Here is a 19538-nt window from a genome sequence, read left to right as displayed (position 1 = left end):
AGGGCTTGAGCGTCGAGGAGGGCCCGATGCGGAATCAAGGGATCGGCTCGTGGCCGGCGCGCAGAGCGCGCATGACGCCCGAGCGGGTGGCGCTGTCCTACCGCGGGCGCGATCGCACCTACCGTGAGCTGCTGGAACGTGTCTATCGGCTGGCCTGCGCCCTTGGCGGAACACTCGGCGTGCGGCGCGGCGACCGGGTCGCCTTCCTCGGGGTCAACCAGCCCGCGATGGTGGAGACGTTCTTCGCCGCCGGGCTGCTGGGGGCCGTGTTCGTGCCGCTCAACACCCGCCTGGCCGAGCCCGAGCTGCGCTACATCCTGGAGGACGCCGAGGCCGCCGTGCTCGTGCTCGGCGAGGAGCGCGACGGCGGCGGGCTGCCCGGCAGGCACGTGGGCGCCGCGGAGTACGAGGAGCTGATCGCGTCCGGCTCGCCCGAGCCGGTCGACGAGCCGGTGAGCCAGGACGACATCTGCCTGATCATGTACACCTCGGGCACCACGGGACGCCCCAAGGGCGCCATGCTCACCCACGGCAACCTCACGTGGAACGCGGTCAACCTGCTCGTGGACGTGCCGCTGGCGCACGACGAGGTGGTGCTGATCAGCGCGCCCATGTTCCACATCGCTGCGCTGGCGCAGACGCTGATCCCGTGCGTGCTCAAGGGCGGCAGGGCCGTGCTGGAGCCGTCGTTCGACGTGGACCGCACCTACGACCTCATCGAGCGCGAGCGGGTGACGGTGATGTTCGGTGTGCCGTCGATGTTCGGCTTCATCGCCCAGTCGCCGCGCTGGCCGACCGCCGACCTGTCGAGCCTGCGCCACCTGCTGTGCGGGGGAGCGCCGGTGCCCGAGCCGCTGATCAGGACGTACCAGGAGCGGGGGCTGACGTTCCTGCAGGGATACGGCATGACGGAGACCTCGCCCGGCGCGCTCTTCCTGGGCGCCGAGCGCTCGGTGGACAAGGCGGGCACGGCCGGGGTGCCGTGCTTCTTCTCCGACGTCCGGCTGGTCGCCCCCGACGGCTCGCCCGCCGCGCCGGGCCGGCCCGGCGAGCTGTACGTGCAGGGCCCCAACGTCATGGCCGGCTACTGGCGGCGGCCCGAGGACACCGCCAAGGTGCTGTCGGACGACGGCTGGTTCCGCTCGGGCGACATCGGCGTGGCCGACGAGGACGGCTACGTGCGCATCTCCGACCGCATCAACGACCTGATCATCTCCGGCGGCGAGAACATCTACCCCGCCGAGGTCGAGAGCGCCCTGTACGAGCACCCGGCCGTCGCCGAGTGCGCCGTGATCGGGGTGCCGGACGAGCGGTGGGGCGAGGTCGGCAAGGCCCTGGTCGTGCTCCGCCCCGATCACCGGGCCGGCGCGGACGACCTGCTCAAGCACCTGGACGGACGCCTCGCCCGCTACAAGATCCCGAAATATGTGGAATTCGTCGGGGAACTGCCCAAGAACGCGGCGGGCAAGCTCCTCAAGGCCCCGCTGAGAAAGCTCTACGGAGGAGGATGATCCCCATGCGTACCTCACCGCCCTTCCGCGCCGACCACGTCGGCAGCCTGCTGCGTCCCCAGGAGCTGCTGCGCGCCCGCCAGACCCTCACCGGCGACGAGCTGCGCGCCGCCGAGGACGCGGCCATCAGGGACGTGGTACGCAAGCAGCGCGAGGTCGGGCTGCAAAGCGCCACCGACGGCGAGTTCCGCCGGTCCTCCTGGCACATGGACTTCATCTACCGGCTCGGCGGCATCGGGCAGGCCGACGACGAGAAGATCACCGTGCGCTTCCACAACGAGCGTGGCGACATCGAGTTCACCCCCGCCGCGCTGCGCGTGCACGACCGCATCACGCTCAACGAGCCGATCTTCGCCGACGCCTTCACCTTCCTGCGCGACACCGCCGGCGAGGGCGTCACGCCCAAGCTGACCATCCCGTCGCCCAGCATGGTCCACTACCGCGGCGGGCCCGCCGCCATCGACCCGAAGGTCTATCCCGACGTCGAGGAGTTCTGGCACGACCTCAGCGCCGCCTACGCCGAACAGGTGCGGAGGATCGGTGAGCTCGGCTGCACGTACCTGCAGTTCGACGACACCAGCCTGGCCTATCTCAACGACCCCGCACAGCGCGCCGAGCTGGCCGAGCGCGGCGACGACGCCGACCACATGCACCTGCGCTACATCAAGCAGATCAACGCCGCGCTGGCCGCCAAGCCCGACGGCATGACCGTCACCACCCACATGTGCCGGGGCAACTTCCGCTCCTCCTGGGCCGCGTCCGGCTCCTACGACTTCGTCGCCGAGGCCCTGTTCAACGAGCTGAACGTGGACGGCTTCTTCCTCGAGTACGACGACGAGCGCTCCGGCGGCTTCGAGCCGCTGCGGTTCGTGCCGAAGGGCAAGATGATCGTGCTCGGCCTGGTCACCACCAAGCACGGGGAGCTGGAGTCGAAGGACACGCTCAAGCGGCGCATCGACGAGGCCGCCAAGTACGTCGACCTCGACCAGCTCTGCCTGTCTCCGCAATGCGGCTTCTCCTCCACCGTCGAGGGCAACGAACTGACCGAGGAGCAGCAGTTCGCCAAGCTCCGGCTCATCGTGGAGACCGCCCAGGAGGTCTGGGGCTGACACCGGGCCTCACCAGGGGCTGACCCGCTCCCCACCCGTTCCGCCGGGTGGGGAGCCGTCCAGGTCAGCGGATGACGACCGTGGTGAGCGCGCGCGGCGCCAGCGTCACCGCGCCCCTCCCGACGCTCACCGGGGCCATCGAGCGGGCCTCGTCCGTCACGTACGCCGAAGCCCGGCCCCGCACGCCCGTCCACTCGACCGGGGCCGTGCCGGTGTTGAGCGCCACGATCACCTTCGAGCCGTCGCGGTTGCGGAACGCCGAGACCTTCAGCGCCGGATCGGCCGCCCCCGCCTCAAGCCGGACCGCGCCCGGCCTGATGAACCGGCTGTAGCCGGCCAGCGCCCACAGCCGCTTCGAGACGTGGTACTCGCCCGCCTCGTCGTCGAGCTGCAGCAGCGCCCTGGTCTCGCCGCGCGAGCCGCCCAGCCAGTAGACGTACGCGCTGACGTTGCCCAGCGTGAGCGCGTCGTGCACGGCCTTGGCGATCGTCATGCCGTCATAGCCGCTGCCGTCGTCCCACGCCTCGTTCCAGGTGTTCCCGCTGGGGTTCCACTCCGACATCCACGTCTTCCTGGACGTCGGCAGCGGGCCGTCCACCGGGCTCGCGTACGTGTGGCCCGTGTGCGTCTTCACCCAGCGCCGCGCCTCCGGGTCGGCCTCGATGGCCGCCGTGTACGCCTTGGCCTCGCGCCAGCCGAACGAGTCGCAGCAGACCACGTTCGTGTCGCGCGCGATCGGCCCGAGCACCTTGACGAACTCGGCGGCCTGCTCCGGGGTGAAGCGCATGGACGCGTACGGGGCCGTGTAGTCGGGCTCGTTCGTGAAGCCCAGGTCGGTGATCTTGATGCCTTCCTCGGCGTAGAACTGCGTGTACGCCACCAGGTACTTCGCGTACGCGCGCCGCCACTCGGGCAGCAGCGTGCCGCCGTTCTTGTCGTCGCCGTTGTCCTTCATGTAGCCGGGGGCGCTCCAGGCGTCGGCGAAGAACCGCTCGACCCCGTACCGCTTGGCCTCCTTGGCCACCCAGACCTGGCTGTTGTCGTCGCCGTCCCACATGTACTTGGGCGGGGCGTCCGGGCCGCCGGGGTCCTCGGGCTGGATCGAGACCATGTGGTCGTACGGGCTGCCCGCGGGGGAGGAGCCGATGCCGAGCCGCAGGATGCTCAGCCCGGCCCCCTTGGTGCGGTGGAACCACAGGTCGAGCACCTCGCGCTGCTTGGCGGCGGGCAGCGCCTTGAGCAGCTCGTTGCGGCGGAACGCCTGGGAGATGCCGAAGCCGTCGATCTCCTGGTGCCTGACGCGCTCGTTGACGGTGATGGCCGGGGGCGGTGCCGGGTGCCCTGGGTGTACGGCGGGGAGGCCGAGCAGGCCGATCGCGAGGATTCCGCGTAACATGGCGCCTCCGAAAGTTTTCGGAAAAATGACGATATGTTTCGTCGATCTCCGCGAACCTAAGCGCTCGGGCGCGGGCTCGTCAACCACACGCTGAGCGCGTTTCATCGGCGTTTCATCCCGCGCATCGCTCACAAAGGACGGCGGAAAGACCGGCAGAAAGCACGGCCGAAAGTCCGGTGGAAAGCCCGGTGGAAGGCGCGGTGGAAAGCGGGGCCTCGATCTGGAGCCGTCGTGGCGGTCGGTCCCTGGAATCAGGCCGAGCCGAAATTTCGTGAAACGGCGGGTAGAAAAGCCGTCTGGTAAGGCGAAAAGGCCGCTGATCAGATCTGGTCGGCTTTCCAAGCGGTCAGATCGTACGTCTCGGCGATCGGCCGCCACGATCGGGCGAAACGCGCCTTCGCCTCCTGCGCCGCCCTCGACCAGTCGAGTCCCCGCAGGTAATCGCGGTGCTCCCGCACCGCACCCGGGCATCCCGACGCCGCGAGCTTCCGCGCCCAGGCCAGGAACGCGCGATCGGCCTGATAGGAGGCGTCCAGCGCGGTCACCAGGGCGTCCTTAAGCTGCGCTCCGTCCGTCAGCGCCGACACCGTCAGGCTCCGTGCGGCGGAGAGCTGGGTGCGGCGGGATTCTGTGATCTCCTCGATCCTGCTCGGCCCGGCGCTCTCGCACCGGGCGGCGGCGTCGAGGGCCTCGCTCAGGCCGGAACGGGCGGACGTGCTGCTCGACAGCAGCCTGTTCACCTCCTTGGCCTGCCCCCTGGCCCGCTCCTCGGTGTCGCCAGTCTCGTCGGTATCGGAGCCGTCGGTGTCGGAGGAGTCGGTCTTCGTGCCGGGCTCGGCCTCGTCGGACTCGGGGCCGGCGTTCTCACCCGCCTGCGCGTCCGAGGCGCTCTCCGGAAGCCGTTCCGCGGCCTCGGCCTGGTCCGCGCCGCCGCCAGCAGCCGCATCGCCGCCCGTGCGACCGACGACGATCCACCCGGCCAAGGCGAGCGTCAGCACCGCCGCGATCGCGCCGGCCAGCGCCGGAGCTCGCCGCCACGCCGGGGCTGGCGGGCGCAGCCGGTCGGGCTCATCGCCGCCGCCCGGCGCAGGTGTGGGGCCGGTGCCCGGAGTGGAGACGGGGAGGCCGCCCTGCTGTATCTGCGGGACGCCGCAGCGGGGGCATTGGGCGAGGGAGCCGACGTGCGATCCACACCGTCCGCACCGGCGATCAGACCCTGATTCGTACGCCACAGCACCCTCCCGGAAATGTAACAGGAAAATGGGTAGAAAGGGGTGTGTTGGAATTAGTGGAAGGCTCGGTGTTTCGCGCTACGGACGAGAGACTATTTGCTAACAACCCACACGTGCAGCGTTCGCCGCTCATAAGCTCTGCCCTCAAGGAGAAATGATGGGAGAGGGCTCATGGTCGTGCAGAACGCCGGCGTTCCTATGAGCAACGTGACGCGCTACCTGTGCGCCGCCGCCTACCTCGACAGTGAATTCCGTTACCGGGTTCTCGACGAGCTGCTTGCCGACCCCTACCGGGCGGTCCCGCCCTCCTACGGCGGGTTCGACCTCATCCCGGTGCTCCACCACTGTCGGCGCTCGCAGCAGCTGCTTCTCATCCGCGACATCCTCATCTCCGCGCTGTTCGTGGCCGGGCTGCTGATATCGCCCCTCACCGCGCTGAACTGGATCTTCGTGCTGATCCCGTTCGCTCTGCTCACCGGACGCCGCGTACGGCGCTGGCCGATCATCCTGCGGCTGCTCATCTGGTTCTGGGCCGTCTATGGGATCTTCTCCATGTTCGCGGCGGTGATCTTCAGCCTCTACATCGCGATGTTCGACGCCGGCCGTTACGACTCTCTCGGCTACGGCTCTTCCGACTTCGGCCTCCCAGAACCGCTCGCGGCCCTGGGAGCCGGCGGCACGCTCACGCAGTCGCTGTTCGTCCCCGCCGCTACGCTCGGCGTCGCCGTGATCTACCGGGTCGTCATTTACCTCACGCTGGCCGGCTCGCTCAGGCCGGGCACGCCGGAGCCGCCGGGCCGGGCCGTCCACCCCCAGACCAGCGCCCGCCTCGACTACATCCGCCGCGCCCAGTGGGGCAACATCACCATGTACGGCAACGAGAACGCCTTCCTGGGCGCCGGGAGAGTCGAGCGGACCTGGTCCATCGCGGTCGAGCTCGACCGCGTACGCGACGGCGCGGGCAGCAGGCGGCAGCACACGCCCGTGGACATCGACCCCGTCGACCTGCACGCCTTCGTCCGGCGGCGGATGGCCGAGATGCGCGACCACGTGTTACGGCCCAACGAGGGCGTCCAGCGGCTGGACATCGGCGACCACGTGGTGATGCGCGGCCTGTTCACCGTGGCCGACTGGACCGGGCGGCGGCTGCCCGGCGCGCACCCGTTCATCGGCAAGGACGGCCTGCCGAGGTACCAGGCCACGCCCGAGGAGATCGCCGCCATCACCCGCCACCCGCAGGGCGGCGTGCGCTATTACCAGCGCGTGACGATCGGCAACGCCGGGCAGGAGATCCGCGACGCCAAGGGCGAGCTGGTCGCGCCCGCGGCCGAGCAGGAGGCGCTCACCTCGGCGTTCATCTACCTCGCGGTCGAGGGCCGCATGCTCTACACGCAGTTCGTGGTGACCGTGCTGCCGCCGGTGCTGGATCCGTACCACGTGGTGGACCGGCTGCCGTCGATGAACCCGGGGCGCATCGCCTGGGAGGCCGTCAGGGTGCTGCGGCTGCGGCTGCTGCGCGACGTGCTCGCCGCGCCCGCGCGCGTCGTCCGCACGGCGGTGCAGGCCGTCCGGCAGGGGGTGACGGCCCGCGACCCGCGCGCGCACATCGTCTACCCGTACGGGGCGCTGCGCAGCGTCAGAGAACTGGGCGCCGACACGGACATGCAGACCTACATCCAGACCCTCGACGTCGCCAAGTACGTGAAGATGATCGAGCACCGGCTCACCGAGGCGGTGCTCGACTACCTGGAGGAGCGCCAGGTGGACACCGGGGCCTACCGCTTGCAGGCGGCAGGGGTCACGATGAACGCCACGGTGACCGTGGGGCCGGGCGCGACGGTCAGCGGGCCCATGGCGTTCGGCCCGCACTCCTCTGCCACCCTGCACGGCACCGCCGGAGCCACGAGCTGAGGGAGGGGTCATGAGCGGCGACGAGTACCGCGTGCACATCAGCGGCGGCGAGGTCAGCGGCCCCATCGCCATGGGGCCGCACGCCCGCGCCACCGTCCACCGTCACCCGCCCGCCCAGGCGGGGGCCGATGAGCTGGTACGGCTGGTCGAGCGGCTCGAACGGCTGCTCGCCGAGCACGAGGGCGAGGTCCGCGAACCCGCCCAGGCCCGGCGCGATGCCGCCGACGTGCGGCGCGAGCTGGAGGAGGCCGAGCCCGACAGGTCCCGGATCGTGGACGCGCTCAAGCGGCTGTCGGCGCGGGCCGCCGAGGTGTCGGTCATCGTCGAGGTGATCTCTCAGATCCGCGCCCTCTTTCCGTGACCCGCGCCCGGTGCCGGGCCGGTCAGCGGTAGACGGCGATGGCGGCCTCGGCGACGAGCGTGTCCACGGTCTCCACCAGTTCGCCCACCGGAGGGGTGGCGCCGGCGGCGATCTCGCGGAGCCTGGCGACCAGCTTGGCGGCCGGCTGGTCGAGGTAGAGCTGCTCCTCCAGGCGCAGTACCGCGACCAGCCCGCACAGCCCGGCGCAGCGCGCGTCCGGTGCCTTCCAGCCCTCGACCGCCGCCCGCACCCCCGAGGACGCGCGGACGACGGCGGCGATGTCGGCCACCTCGTACCGCGTGTACGGCAGCATGCCGAGCCGCCGCCCGGTCACCCGGACGAGCACCCCCGAGCCGAGCAGCTCCTCCCGGGTGCGCTCGTAGATCCCGCCCGCCGCGGCCCCCTTGATGAGCGCCGCGGGCGCGGGGTCACGGCCGCCGATCGGCGTGAAAGGCTCCGCGAGGAGCCGGTCGAGCAGGGCGGCGCCGGCCAGCCCGAGCGAGAGCGACGTCGGGTGGACGAACGCTTTGCCGGACTTGTCGTGAGCGATCAGGTAGAGGTCCTGGTGCAGCGGCAGCCGGTCCATGGGGCCTCCTCAGCGGCGGTCCGATCCGGCGGGCATGCTCCGCAGCGTGGGGCGGCGGCCGAGCGCGTACAGGGTGATGAGCGCGAGCACGCCTAGCCCGAGCCAGACGAGGCCGAGGAGCTGGGCCATGATGTTCGCGTTGATCACGACGAAGACCAGGATGCCGGCGCCGATCAGGGGCGAGACGAGGTGCGCCCAGAGCCGGTCGGAGCCGGAGCGCAGGGCATGGTGCACGATGACCGAGGCGTGCAGGACGATGAACGCGACCATCGCCCCCATGTTGATCAGGCTCGACAGCAGCGCGACGCCGTCGTCGCGGGCGGCCGACCACAGGCCAACGCCGATCGATAACAGGCAGATGAGCAGGATCGCGTTCGACGGCACGGAGTGCCGCACCGATACCTTGGCGAGGAACGACGGCAGCTGCCGATCGCGGGCCATCGCGTACAGCAGTCGGGAGACCGACACCTGGGCGACCATGGTGTTGACCAGCCCCCAGGAGAGCGCGGTCGCGGCGGTGGTGACGTGCCTGAGCCATTCGCCGCCCGCGACGGCGGCGGCGTCGTAGAAGGCGGTGTCGCTGGGGTGCTCGATGAGCCCGGCGGGGTCGGGCACGAGCAGCGCGGCCACCCAGACCTGGGTGATGAACAGCACGCCGGCCAGCAGCAGCGCGACGCGCATGGCCCGGCCGACCTGGGCGGAGCCGCCGGTCGACTCCTCCACCAGCATGCTGATGCCGTCGAAGCCGAGGAAGGACAGGACGGCGACCGACACGGCGGCGAACATCACCGGCCAGGTGAAGGTGTCGGCGTTGAACAGCGGCGAGAAGCTGAAGCCGTGGCCCTCGCCGCGCAGCAGCGCCCAGACACCGACGAGCAGGAACAGGGCGAGCACGGCCAGCTCGACCGCGATGAGGATGCGGGTGAGGCGGACCGTCATCTTGATGCCGCGCAGGTTGATCGCGGTGTTGACCGCCGCGAAGCCGACCAGCCAGGCCCAGACGGGCACGGCGGGCACGCTGGCGTTCATGGCGATCGAGGCCACCAGGTAGAGCAGGCACGGCACCAGGATGTAGTCGAGCAGGACCATCCAGCCGGTCAGAAAGCCGACGGGCGGTGCGATGCCGCGCCCCGCGTAGTTGTAGACCGAGCCGGACAGCGGAAACGCCTTCACCATCTGCGCGTACGAGGCGGCGGTGAACAGCAGCGCGATCATCCCGACGAGGTACGCCAGGACCGGCATGCCACCTGATTCCGAATAGACATTCCCGAATATCGCGAAAGGTGCGATCGGTACCATGTATGCCAAACCGTAGAAAATGAGGTCGGCGAGGCCGACCCCACGGTGTAACTCCTGGCGGTAGCCGAACTGCTCGATGTTCTGTTGTGCGCGCACGACAGGCGTCTCCAGTCGTCATGCCGGGCTGGGGTCCGACTGGAGATCCTTTCGCAGCGTGGGCGCGTGTCGCAAGACCGTACGTCGCCAAATGTTGAAAATCACGCTTTTGGTGAAATGTGTCGGGAGTAATACATTACTTGAGCGTAACTCCGACAGAAGCTGACCTAATGGGTCATGTGGCGATTGCGGGGCGATGGCGGGCCGTACCCGAGAACGCCCATCATGCCCTGCTCCTGGTGGTAGAGATTGTGGCAGTGGAACATCCATTCGCCGGGATTGTCGCACTCGACGTCCACGCTCAGCCGCTCACGCGGCTTGATGTTCACCGTGTCCTTGCGCGGCCCGCGCCGATCGCCCACGCGGACCTGGAAGGTGTGGCCGTGCAGGTGCATCGGGTGCCACATGGGCGAGGTGTTGTCCATAACGATCCTGATCGTCTCGCCCTTCTCCACCCGCACCCGTAGCGGGTCGGCGGCCAGCCGGTCGTTGAGCGTCCACTCGTTGCCCGACGGCCGCATGCCGAGCGTCACGGTCACGGTCCTGGACGGGCGGGGGAGCGCGTCGGCGCGGCGCGGCCTGAGGTCGGCGTAGGCGAGCAGCCGCCGCTCCAGCTCCGGCACCTTGACGTCGCGGGACGGACGCCGGGCGGTGCGCGTCGTCCTGACGATCGCGAACGCCCGCGCCCCCTTGCCCTCGGCCAGTGCGACCAGCGGGAACGCGCCCGCGCCCAGCCGGGTGACGAAGTCGTACCGCTCGCCCATGCCGATGAGGAACGCGTCCACGGTGGCGGGCCCGCACGGGAACCCGTCCGCGTGCGTGACCGTCATGCGGTGACCGCCGAGCGCCACCCGGTACGCGGTGTCGGCCGCCGCGTTGATCACCCGGAACCGCACCACCCGCCCCGGCCGGCTGTTGAACACCTCGGGCGCCTCCGCCATCCGGCCGTTGATCAGGTGGAACGGGTGGCGGATCTCGGCGGAGACCCCGCCGAGCAGCGTGCTGCGCAGCGTGTCGTCGTGGTCGGTGGTGGAGTTGAGCCGGCGCAGCGCGTCGTCGGGCGTGCCGTCGACGCCGTCCAGCCAGTCGTCGAGCAGGACCACGAACTCCTCGTCGTAGCCGAGCGGCTCGTGCGGGTCGGCCACCACGAGCGGGCCGTACAGACCGCGGTCGAGCTGGGTGCCGACGTGCGAATGGTAGAAGTACGTGCCGGGGTCGGGCACCTTGAACACGTAGTCGAAGGCGCGGCCCGGCTTCGTGGGCGCCTGGGTGTAGCCGGGCGCGCCGTCCATCCTAGGGTCGATCCTGATGCCGTGCCAGTGCACGGTGGTCTCCGCAGGCAGGCCGTTGACGAGCCGGGCGCGCACGACGCCGCCCGCCGTGGCGCGGATGATCGGCCCCGGCACCATGCCGTCGTACGTCCAGGTCGCCACCTTGCGCCCGCCGAGCGAGACGGTCGCGGGCTTGGCCCGCAGTGCCATGCCGCGCCCCGGCCGCCGGGCACGGCCGGGCCGGTCGGCCACCGCGGCCTCGGAGAACGAGCCCGTGACGGCGCTTGCGGCGGCGGCGAACGTGCCGGTGAACAGCAGCCGGCGGGAGACGCCCCCGCCGGAACCCCATGCCGAACCATTCACTGCAGATCCCCCCATTCACCTCGCAAGGTAACGGAGAGTGATCGCAGAAGCCGCGCGCCACGCTGCCGATCACAACCGGGGGTCCCGGGTCGTGCGGACCCTTGCCGGGCCCTCGCCCGCGAACTAGCGTGTTAATCGATTAACGCACACTGCGGGCCGGGTGGCGGCCGGACATCAGGGATTGACCTGCTCTCCCAGATCCGCCGCCACCAATTACCCCAAAACCCAATAGGGAATGCTAGGTTATTCGACTAACATGAGACCTACAGCGCGACAAGTGGCCGAGCTGGCGAACGTGTCAGTGGCGACCGTCTCCTACGTCCTCAGCGGCCGCGACAGACCCGTGGCCGCCGAGACCAGGCAGCGGGTGCTCGACGCCGCCAGGCAGCTCGGCTACACCCCCAACCAGGCGGCGAGGAGCCTGCGCAGACGCCGCACCCAGCGCGTCTGCCTGGTGCTGAGCACGTTCGGCGGCGTCCCCGCCGACGAGCGCCTGGCCACCGACCTGCACGAGATGGCCGACGCGCGCGGCTACTCCGTGATCACCCTCGCCGTCTACTCCGAGGCCAGGGCCGCCGCCGCGATCGAGATGCTGCGCGGCGGCATCGCCGACGGCGCGCTGATCAACGTGGTCGGTGACCACCTCGCCCGCGACCTGCTCGAAGGGGTGGCCGCCACCGGGCTGCCGATGGTGGTGCTGAGCAACGAGAGCGGCCTCGAAGGCTGCGACGTCGTCCGCACCCCGGAGGCCGAGGCCAGCGCGGAGGCCGTCGAGCACCTGCTGGCCACCGGGCGGCGGCGCATCGCGTTCATGGGGCAGCGGCACGAGCTCTACCGCGACAAGCCGGCCGGGCGGCTGCTCGGCTACCTCACCGCCCTGGAGCGACACGGCGTCACCGACCGCGTCGTCACCGGGGGAGCCGACGACCGCGTGGCGGCGTACCAGACGGCGACCGAGCTGCTGCGCTCGCCCGACCGGCCCGACGCGATCTTCGCCGCCGCCGACCGGGCCGCGATCAGCGCCATCTCGGCCGCCAGGGACCTGGGGCTCGCCGTGCCCGATGACGTCGCCATCGTCGGCGTCGGCAACATCGACGAAGGTCTCATCACCAATCCGCAGCTCAGCACCGTCGGCCCGCTGCGCCACGACTACACCGACGTCGTACGCCTGCTCTTCGACCGCCTCCAGGCCGATGAGCCGCCGCCCGCCCGCGAGATCGTCCGGTCGTGGACCTTCCTGCGGCGGGGCTCGTCCTAAGAAGGGAACCCCACGATGCCCGCTCACCCCTCACGCCGTGATCTGCTCCGGCTCCTCGGCGCGGCCACCGCCGCCGCCGGCGTGCCGGCCCTGTCGTCGTGCGCGGGAGCGCCGGCCACCCAGAGCGCCGACCCCGGCACCTTCACCGTCTACTGGAACGCCGGCCACGACTACCAGGCCTACCGCAAGGTGATCGCCGAGTTCGAGCAGGCACACAAGGTCACCGTCAACCTGCAGAAGTACCAGTGGCCCGACCTGCGCACCAGGCTGCTCGCCGACTTCGCCTCCGGCACCGTGCCCGACCTGGTGGAGGAGCCCGGCGGGTGGGTACAGGAGTTCGCCGTCTCCGGAAACGCCCGCTCGCTGCAGGACTTCGTCGACCGCGACGGCCAGGCCATGGGCTTCCCCTCCGACTGGCAGCCGGTGACCGTCGAGCGCAACTCCTACCAGGGCAAGGTGTACGGCGTGCAGCTCCACCTGACCTGCAACACCCTGCTCTACAACAAGGCGATGCTCAGGGACGCGGGCGTCGAGGTGCCCACCACCTGGGAGGAGTTCCTCGAAGCGGCGAAGAAGCTGACCAAGGACGGCGTGTACGGCGTCGCGCTCAACCAGGACTACTCCTACATGTGGCCGTGGATGATGCAGGCGGGCGTCACCCCGTACGACGCCGGGACCGGCAAGGCCATGACGCCGCTGGAGGACGCGATCGAGGCCCTGCAGTTCCAGGCCGACCTCATCCACAAGCACAAGGTCGCCCCCGTGCCGGTCACGGGCACCGACTACTCGGGCCCGCAGAAGCTGTTCTCCGCGGGGCGCGCCGCGATGATCCTCACCGGGCCCTGGGACCTCGACCCGATCAGGAAGACCAGCCCCGACATCGACCTCGGCGTCGCGCCGCCGCTCAAGCACAAGGTGCAGGCCACCCAGGCGGCCGGGGTCAGCCTGTTCGTGCCGGCCAAGGCGAGCAGGCCCGAGCTGTCGTGGGACTTCATCAAGCGCGTCACCGCCCTCGAGGTCGAGCAGGCCGCCACCCAGGAGACCGGCATGCTCATGCCCCGCAAGTCCTGGGCCGAGCTGCCCGAGGTGCAGACCGACCCGGTCATCAAGGTGTTCGCCGACGCGCTGCCGCAGGCGAAGGACTCCTCGCAGGAGGTGCGGCTGACCGGGCGGTTCGGCAAGTGGGAAGAGCAGCTCAAGGTGATGTACCAGCAGGTGATCATCCAGAACCGCCCGGCCGCCGAGGTGCTGACCGAGTTCGCGAAGACGGCGGAGGGCTACCTCAAGTGAGGCCGCGCACGCTCTCCGGCCGGTACGCGCGGACCGCCTACCTCTTCCTGCTGCCGGCCATCCTGTTCTTCGCGGCGCTGTTCTACCTGCCGATCGGCAACGTGATCGCCACCGGCTTCCGCACCGGGCCGATGGCCGACCAGTGGACCGGCCTGAGCAACTACGCCCAGGCGCTGTCCGACCCGTCGGTGCGGCACTCGTTCCTCGTCACGGCGGTCTTCGCGGTGCTGGTCGTGATCGGCTCCATCGTGCTCGGGCTGGCGCTGGCGCTGGCCATCGACCAGCCGCTCAAGGGGCGGGTGGCCTTCCGCGTGCTGCTGCTGGTGCCGTACCTCACCTCGGTGGCGATCGTCGGGCTGCTGTGGCGCAACATCCTCGACCCCGAGCTGGGCGTGCTCAACCGGGTGCTGCTCGCGCTCGGCCTGCCCACCCAGCAGTGGCTCAACACCGCGCCGCTGCTCACCATCGCCGCCGTCACGCTCTGGCAGAGCGTCGGCTACACGATGGTGCTGTTCCTCGCCGGTCTGCAGGGCATCCCCGAGACCTACCACGAGGCCGCCAAGATCGACGGGGCGGACGCCTGGCGCCGCTTCTGGCGGATCACGCTGCCGCTGCTCGGGCCGACCACGCTGTTCGTGTCGGTCATGGCGGTCATCTCGGGGCTGCAGGCGTTCGGGCAGGCGTACATCATCACCGGCGGCGGGCCCGGCGACGCCACCGACCTGACCGTCTTCCACATCTTCAACGTGGCCTTCCGCACCAGGGACTTCGGCTACTCCTCGGCGCAGTCGGTGCTGCTGCTCCTCGTGATCGTGGCGTTCACCGTGATCCAGCTTCGGGCCGGGCGGCGGGGCGAGGTGACGTACTGATGGAACGGATGACGGTGCGCCGCAAGGTGCTGCTCTACACGCTGCTCACGCTGGCGAGCCTGGTGACGGTGCTGCCGCTGCTCTACATGGTCTCGCTGTCGCTGCAGACCGAGGCCGAGACGCTGGCGGCGAGCGCCGTGCTGTGGCCGGAGAGCCCGCAGTGGGGCAACTACGCCGAGCTGTTCGCCCGCGCGCCGTTCGGCGACTTCATCGTCAACAGCCTCGTCGTGGCGGGCGCGATCACGCTGTCGCACCTGATCTTCGACCCGCTCGTCGGCTACGTGTTCGCGAAGTTCCGCTTCCCGCTGCGCAACACGCTGTTCGTGGCGCTGCTCGCCACGCTCATGGTGCCGTTCTTCGTACGGATGATCCCGCTGTACGTGATGATGGCCAACCTGGGATGGCTGAACACCTACCAGGGGCTCATCACGCCGTTCCTCATGGACGCGTTCGGGATCTTCCTCATGCGGCAGTTCATCCAGCCGATCCCCGACGACCTGATCAGCGCGGCCCGCATCGACGGAGCCTCCGAGCTGCGCATCTACCGCAGCGTCATCCTGCCGCAGACCCGGCCCGCGCTCGCCGTGCTCGCGCTGTTCACCTTCGTCTTCCAGTGGAACGAGTTCCTCTGGCCGCTGGTCGCCACCAGCACGCCCGAGATGCGGACGATCCCGGTCGGCCTCACCCTGTTCAACCAGGAGTACTTCACGCTGTGGCACCTCACGGCGGCCGGCTCGGTGATCCTGTTCGTGCCCACGGCGCTGTTGTTCGTCTTCACCCAGAGATACTTCGTGCGGGGCATCGCCCTCACCGGCCTTCGATAGGAGTCTCCCTTTTGCGCCCCAACGTGATCGTCGTCTTCACCGACCAGCAGCGGTGGGACACCGTCGGCCCGCTCACCCCCAACCTCGACCGCATGGCCAGGCACGGCACGCAGGCCACGGTCGCGCTCACACCGCAGCCCGTGTGCGCGCCGGCCCGCGCGGCGCTCCAGACCGGCCGCTACCCGACCACGACCGGCGTGCACCGCAACGGCCGCGTCCTGCCGCCGGAAGAGCGCACGCTCGCCCACCACTTCGGCGCGGCCGGCTACGCCACCGGCTACATCGGCAAGTGGCACCTGGCCGGGCAAGAGCCGGTGCCCGAGCACCAGCGCGGCGGCTACCAGAGCTGGCTGGCCGCCAACGCGCTGGAGCACACCTCCGACGCCTACCGCACGATCGTCTTCGACGAGGCGAACGAGCCCGTCATGCTGCCCGGCTACCGCTCCGACGCGCTGGTGGACGCCGCCGTGCGGTTCGTTGCCGACCACGCGGACGAGCCGTTCTTCCTGTTCCTGTCGTTCCTGGAGCCGCACCACCAGAACGAGCTGGACAACTATCCCGCGCCCGACGGCTACGAGGAGCGCTACCAGGGCACCTGGATGCCGCCCGACCTCGCCACGCTCGGCGGCACCGCGCACCGGCACATGGGCGGCTACCTCGGCCAGGTCAAACGCCTCGACGAAGGGCTCGGCCGGCTGCTCGACGCGCTGCGCAGCATGGACCTGCTCGACGACACGATCGTCGCCTACACCTCCGACCACGGAAACCACTTCAAGACCCGCAACGCCGAGTACAAGCGCTCCTGCCACGACGCCTCGCTGCGGGTGCCGCTGGCGCTGCGCGGGCCCGGCTTCGACGGCGGTGGTGCGATCTCCCGGCCGGTCAGCACCATCGACCTGCCGCCGACGCTCCTGGACGCGGCCGGGCTGCCGGTGCCCGAGGAGATGCAGGGGCGCTCGTTCCTGCCGCTGCTGCGCGATCCCGGCGCCGACTGGCCGGAAGAGGTGTTCTTCCAGGTGAGCGAGTCGGAGGTGGGGCGCGGCATCCGTACGTCCCGGTGGAAGTACTACGCCGTCGCCGAGGACGCCGACCCCTGGGACGACCCGGCCGCCGCCCGCTATCGCGAGCAGGCGCTGTACGACGTGGTCAACGACCCGTACGAGCTGGTCAACCTGGCCGGGCACGCCTCGCACGCGCAGGTCGCGGCGGAGCTGCGGGAGCGGCTGGTACGCCGGATCGTCGCGGCGGGCGAGGCCGAGCCGGTCATCGAGCCCGCCGAGCCCGTCCCGAGCCGCAACCAGGCGATGCCCGACCCGGCGGCCCGGACGCACGGCGTGAAACCGGTCCGCTTCGGCCACCAGCCCCGCCCCTGAGCCCGGCGTGGCCTGAGCCGGCGCTGGGCGTGTCTGAAGGCGCGGCCCCTGCGCCCGGGCGAGCCGGCACGGCCCCGGCATGCGTGCGCCTCTCCACCCCCCTCCTCTTGCAGGGTGGAGAGGCGCACGCGGGGATCAGCTCGCCGAGCCGGCGGGCTGGTGCGTGTGCTTCCCGGCGCTGCGCGCCGCGCTCGCCGGGGCGGGCCGCGTGGCGCCGATGTCGCCGATGTCGAACGCGTACGTGCCGGTCAGCGTCGCGATGGCGTCGGAGTTCACGTCAAGAGCGAAGTCGTTGATGTTCGTGATCGTGTCGCAGGCGCTGTGGTAGCACGGGTCGAGCGGGAGGCCCGCCGTGCCGCCGAAGATCGCCGCCTCCTCCTCGGTCTTGCGCTCCTCGGCCCCGGTGAACAGGCCGCCCGCCGGGATCCCGGCCTCGATGAACGGCCCGTAGTCCGAGCGTCCGGTGAACGCGGAGGCGGTGAAGGGCAGCCGCCGCCCGGTGAAGAACTTCTCGAAGTCCTCTTCGATCTTGTCGGAGCCGGGAGGACCGGCGGTGCCGAACGCGTCGCCGTCACCGTCGTAGATGCCGAACGTGTAGTTGGGCGAGCCGATCATGTCGAAGTTCAGGTACAGCTTGATCTTGGCTCGCTCCTCCTCGCTCAGCGAGGCCACGTAGTGCTCGGAGCCGAGCAGGCCGAACTCCTCTGCGCCCCAGAAGGCGAAGCGGAGCTGGTTCCTGGGCTTGAGCTTGGCCGCCTGCAGGGCCACCTCGAGGACGCCCGCGCTGCCGGACCCGTTGTCGTTGATGCCGGGCCCCTCCTGCACGCCGTCGAGGTGGGCGCCGAGCATGACGACCTTGTTCGGGTCGCCCTTCTTGCTCTGTGCGATCACGTTGTAGGTGGTCCTGGTCTCCACGATCGGGTCCCAGTTCATGGTGACCGCGGTGCCGGCCGCGGCCAGCTCCTCGCCGACGGAGAAGCGGGTGAAGAACGTCGGAATCGTCACGCCGGGCCCGCCGAGCACCGGGTTGAGGTCCACCTCGGTGCGTCCCTCCTGGCCCTCGTTGAAGACGATGGCCCCGATGGCGCCCGCGGCCGCCGCGTTGTCCGCCTTCACGCGGAAGTCGCAGGTGCCGCGCTGCATGAGCGCGATGTTCCCGGGGGTGAAGCCGGCGAAGTCCTCAGGCTCGCAGCCGGAGGTCGAGCTGTTCTCCGGTCCCGGCGGCAGCGTCAGGTCCACGGCCTGCACGGTGCCGCTGACCGACCCGGCGGGCGAGTCGCCCATCGCCACGTAGTCGCTGAAGAACCCGTACGTGTACGTCTTCGGCGTCCCGCTGGTCCGCTGCAGCACGGGCGGGGTGATGTAGCCGTCGAAGACGAACTCGAAGGGCTGGATCGTCACCTTGTAGCCGGCCCTGCGCAGCTTGCCGGCCACGTAGTCGCGGGAGGCGTCGAACCCGCGGGTGCCGGAGACGCGGGTGCCGTCGTTGGCGTCGGCGATGGCCTGGAACTCCCTGAGGTGCTTCTTGACGTTCTTGCCGGACACGGCCTTGACGAGCTTGGCGACCTCCTTCGTGACGGGGTCCTTCGGCCCGTGCCCGCCCGGTCCGCCGGGCTTGCCGTGACCGCCGTGACCACCGTGCCCGCCGTGCTGGCCGCCGTGCGCGGCGGCGGTTCCGGTGAAGGCGAGGGGTGACAGGGCCACGGCCACGGCGGTGATGGCGCCGAGCATGCCGTTACGTAAGCGGGAAGCCATGGTGCTCCTCGAACGTGGAGGGTGAACCGGGTCATTATTCGCACGTGCCCCGAAACGTATTCATCGGGCGGGTGATAGGGAAGATTTGTCCGCGTATCCGTTGCATCACGGACTTGGAACGTCACTCTCGGAAACGAGGAACTGTCATGTCCATCTCCCTCCCGTCCACCGGCACCGTCACCATCGGCGGCAAGACCGTGCACCGTCTCGGCTTCGGCGCCATGAGCCTGACCGGCCCGGGCGTCTGGGGGCCGCCCGCCGATCGGGACGCGGCCGTCAAGCTTTTGCGGCGCGTTGTGGAGCTGGGGGTGAACCTCATCGACACGGCCGACTCCTACGGCCCGTACGTCAGCGAGGAGATCATCCGTGAGGCGCTGCACCCGTACCCCGAGGATCTGCTGATCGCCACCAAGGCCGGTTTCGTGCGCACCGGGCCCGGCCAGTGGCACGCCGTGGGCCGTCCCGAGTACCTGCGGCAGGAGGTCGAGATGAGCCTGCGCAGGCTCGGCCAGGAGCGGCTCGACCTGCTGCAGCTGCACCGCATCGACCCGAAGGTGCCGCTTGAGGACCAGATCGGCGAGCTGAAGGCGCTGCAGGACGAGGGCAAGATCGCCGCCATCGGCCTGTCGGAGGTGACCGTCGACGAGCTGGAGCAGGCGCGGCGGATCGCCGACATCGTCTCCGTACAGAACCGCTACAACCTGACCAACCGCTTCTCCGAGGGCGTGCTCGACCACTGCACCGAGCAGGGCATCGTGTTCATCCCCTACAGCCCCATCGCCAAGGGCACGCTGGCCGCGCCCGGCGGTCCCGTCGACAACGTCGCCAAGCTGCTCGGCGCGACGCCCGCGCAGGTCAGCCTGGCCTGGCTGCTGGCCCGCTCGCCGGTGGTCGCGCCGATCCCCGGCACGTCGTCGATCGCCCACCTGGAGGAGAACCTGGGCGCCTCCACCGTGACGCTCACCGCCGAGCAGTTCGCCGAGCTCAGCTGAGCCGGGGACGGTGATGTAGACGCGGAAAGGCCGGCCCTCCGC

At 70.2% G+C, this 19538-nt stretch carries 16 protein-coding genes; 10 read left to right on the top strand and 6 right to left on the bottom strand.

All coding sequences use genetic code 11. The features are described 5' to 3' along the window. Positions 1–26 precede the first annotated feature (26 nt). Complete coding sequence (locus tag AB0K67_RS11235) at positions 27–1511, top strand: long-chain fatty acid--CoA ligase (RefSeq protein WP_364056568.1); 1485 nt, start codon at positions 27–29, stop codon at positions 1509–1511. Positions 1512–1516: 5 nt separating this feature from the next. Beyond that, positions 1517–2620 (top strand): 5-methyltetrahydropteroyltriglutamate--homocysteine S-methyltransferase, encoded by a 1104-nt coding sequence (locus tag AB0K67_RS11230; protein ID WP_364056566.1) that lies wholly within the window; start codon positions 1517–1519, stop codon positions 2618–2620. A gap of 64 nt (positions 2621–2684) precedes the next feature. On the opposite strand, the gene AB0K67_RS11225 is transcribed toward AB0K67_RS11230, so the two are convergent. Continuing rightward, on the bottom strand, positions 2685–4016 hold the full coding sequence (locus AB0K67_RS11225) for a glycoside hydrolase (RefSeq protein WP_364056563.1): 1332 nt from the start codon (positions 4014–4016) through the stop codon (positions 2685–2687). A gap of 320 nt (positions 4017–4336) precedes the next feature. After that, a complete protein-coding gene (locus AB0K67_RS11220) occupies positions 4337–5014 on the bottom strand; it encodes a hypothetical protein (RefSeq protein ID WP_364056560.1) in 678 nt (225 codons plus the stop codon). A gap of 405 nt (positions 5015–5419) precedes the next feature. On the opposite strand from AB0K67_RS11220, the gene AB0K67_RS11215 reads away from it, so the two are divergent. Both AB0K67_RS11215 and AB0K67_RS11210 read left to right on the top strand, forming a co-directional pair. After that, the gene (locus AB0K67_RS11215) at positions 5420–7159 is read left to right on the top strand and encodes a hypothetical protein (protein ID WP_364056557.1); all 1740 of its coding nucleotides are present in this window, start codon (positions 5420–5422) and stop codon (positions 7157–7159) included. Between the two features lie 10 nt (positions 7160–7169). Then, positions 7170–7520 (top strand): hypothetical protein, encoded by a 351-nt coding sequence (locus AB0K67_RS11210; RefSeq protein WP_364056555.1) that lies wholly within the window; start codon positions 7170–7172, stop codon positions 7518–7520. A gap of 22 nt (positions 7521–7542) precedes the next feature. Here the strand turns inward: AB0K67_RS11210 and AB0K67_RS11205 are convergent, their stop codons facing one another. From AB0K67_RS11205 to AB0K67_RS11195, 3 genes are all read right to left on the bottom strand, one after another. After that, on the bottom strand, positions 7543–8106 hold the full coding sequence (locus AB0K67_RS11205) for a GPP34 family phosphoprotein (protein ID WP_364056552.1): 564 nt from the start codon (positions 8104–8106) through the stop codon (positions 7543–7545). 9 nt (positions 8107–8115) lie between these two features. Then, positions 8116–9501 (bottom strand): APC family permease, encoded by a 1386-nt coding sequence (locus AB0K67_RS11200; protein ID WP_364056549.1) that lies wholly within the window; start codon positions 9499–9501, stop codon positions 8116–8118. 167 nt (positions 9502–9668) lie between these two features. Continuing rightward, the gene (locus tag AB0K67_RS11195) at positions 9669–11135 is read right to left on the bottom strand and encodes a multicopper oxidase family protein (protein WP_364056547.1); all 1467 of its coding nucleotides are present in this window, start codon (positions 11133–11135) and stop codon (positions 9669–9671) included. Positions 11136–11412: 277 nt separating this feature from the next. On the opposite strand from AB0K67_RS11195, the gene AB0K67_RS11190 reads away from it, so the two are divergent. From AB0K67_RS11190 to AB0K67_RS11170, 5 genes are read left to right on the top strand one after another with little or no spacing between them, the layout of a single operon-like run. Continuing rightward, positions 11413–12393 (top strand): LacI family DNA-binding transcriptional regulator, encoded by a 981-nt coding sequence (locus AB0K67_RS11190; RefSeq protein ID WP_364056544.1) that lies wholly within the window; start codon positions 11413–11415, stop codon positions 12391–12393. Between the two features lie 15 nt (positions 12394–12408). Beyond that, complete coding sequence (locus AB0K67_RS11185) at positions 12409–13683, top strand: sugar ABC transporter substrate-binding protein (protein ID WP_364056541.1); 1275 nt, start codon at positions 12409–12411, stop codon at positions 13681–13683. Then, positions 13680–14552: a sugar ABC transporter permease gene (locus AB0K67_RS11180; protein ID WP_364056538.1), complete on the top strand. Its 873-nt coding sequence runs from the start codon at positions 13680–13682 to the stop codon at positions 14550–14552. Before AB0K67_RS11185 ends, AB0K67_RS11180 begins: the two co-directional genes overlap by 4 nt. Further along, positions 14552–15376 (top strand): carbohydrate ABC transporter permease, encoded by an 825-nt coding sequence (locus tag AB0K67_RS11175; protein ID WP_364056535.1) that lies wholly within the window; start codon positions 14552–14554, stop codon positions 15374–15376. The genes AB0K67_RS11180 and AB0K67_RS11175 overlap by 1 nt, the downstream gene beginning before the upstream one ends. Before the next feature lie 11 nt (positions 15377–15387). Then, positions 15388–16749 (top strand): sulfatase-like hydrolase/transferase, encoded by a 1362-nt coding sequence (locus AB0K67_RS11170; RefSeq protein ID WP_364056532.1) that lies wholly within the window; start codon positions 15388–15390, stop codon positions 16747–16749. Positions 16750–16884: 135 nt separating this feature from the next. Here the strand turns inward: AB0K67_RS11170 and AB0K67_RS11165 are convergent, their stop codons facing one another. Next, positions 16885–18504, bottom strand: a complete 1620-nt coding sequence (locus tag AB0K67_RS11165; protein WP_364056529.1) for a M28 family metallopeptidase — start codon at positions 18502–18504, stop codon at positions 16885–16887. 146 nt (positions 18505–18650) lie between these two features. On the opposite strand from AB0K67_RS11165, the gene AB0K67_RS11160 reads away from it, so the two are divergent. Continuing rightward, positions 18651–19496: an aldo/keto reductase gene (locus tag AB0K67_RS11160; protein WP_364056527.1), complete on the top strand. Its 846-nt coding sequence runs from the start codon at positions 18651–18653 to the stop codon at positions 19494–19496. The last annotated feature ends 42 nt before the right edge of the window (positions 19497–19538 follow it).

The sequence above is a fragment of the Nonomuraea sp. NPDC052634 genome, assembly GCF_040678535.1.
Taxonomy (GTDB): domain Bacteria; phylum Actinomycetota; class Actinomycetes; order Streptosporangiales; family Streptosporangiaceae; genus Nonomuraea; species Nonomuraea fastidiosa.
This window is presented reverse-complemented; position numbering and strand designations above follow the sequence as displayed.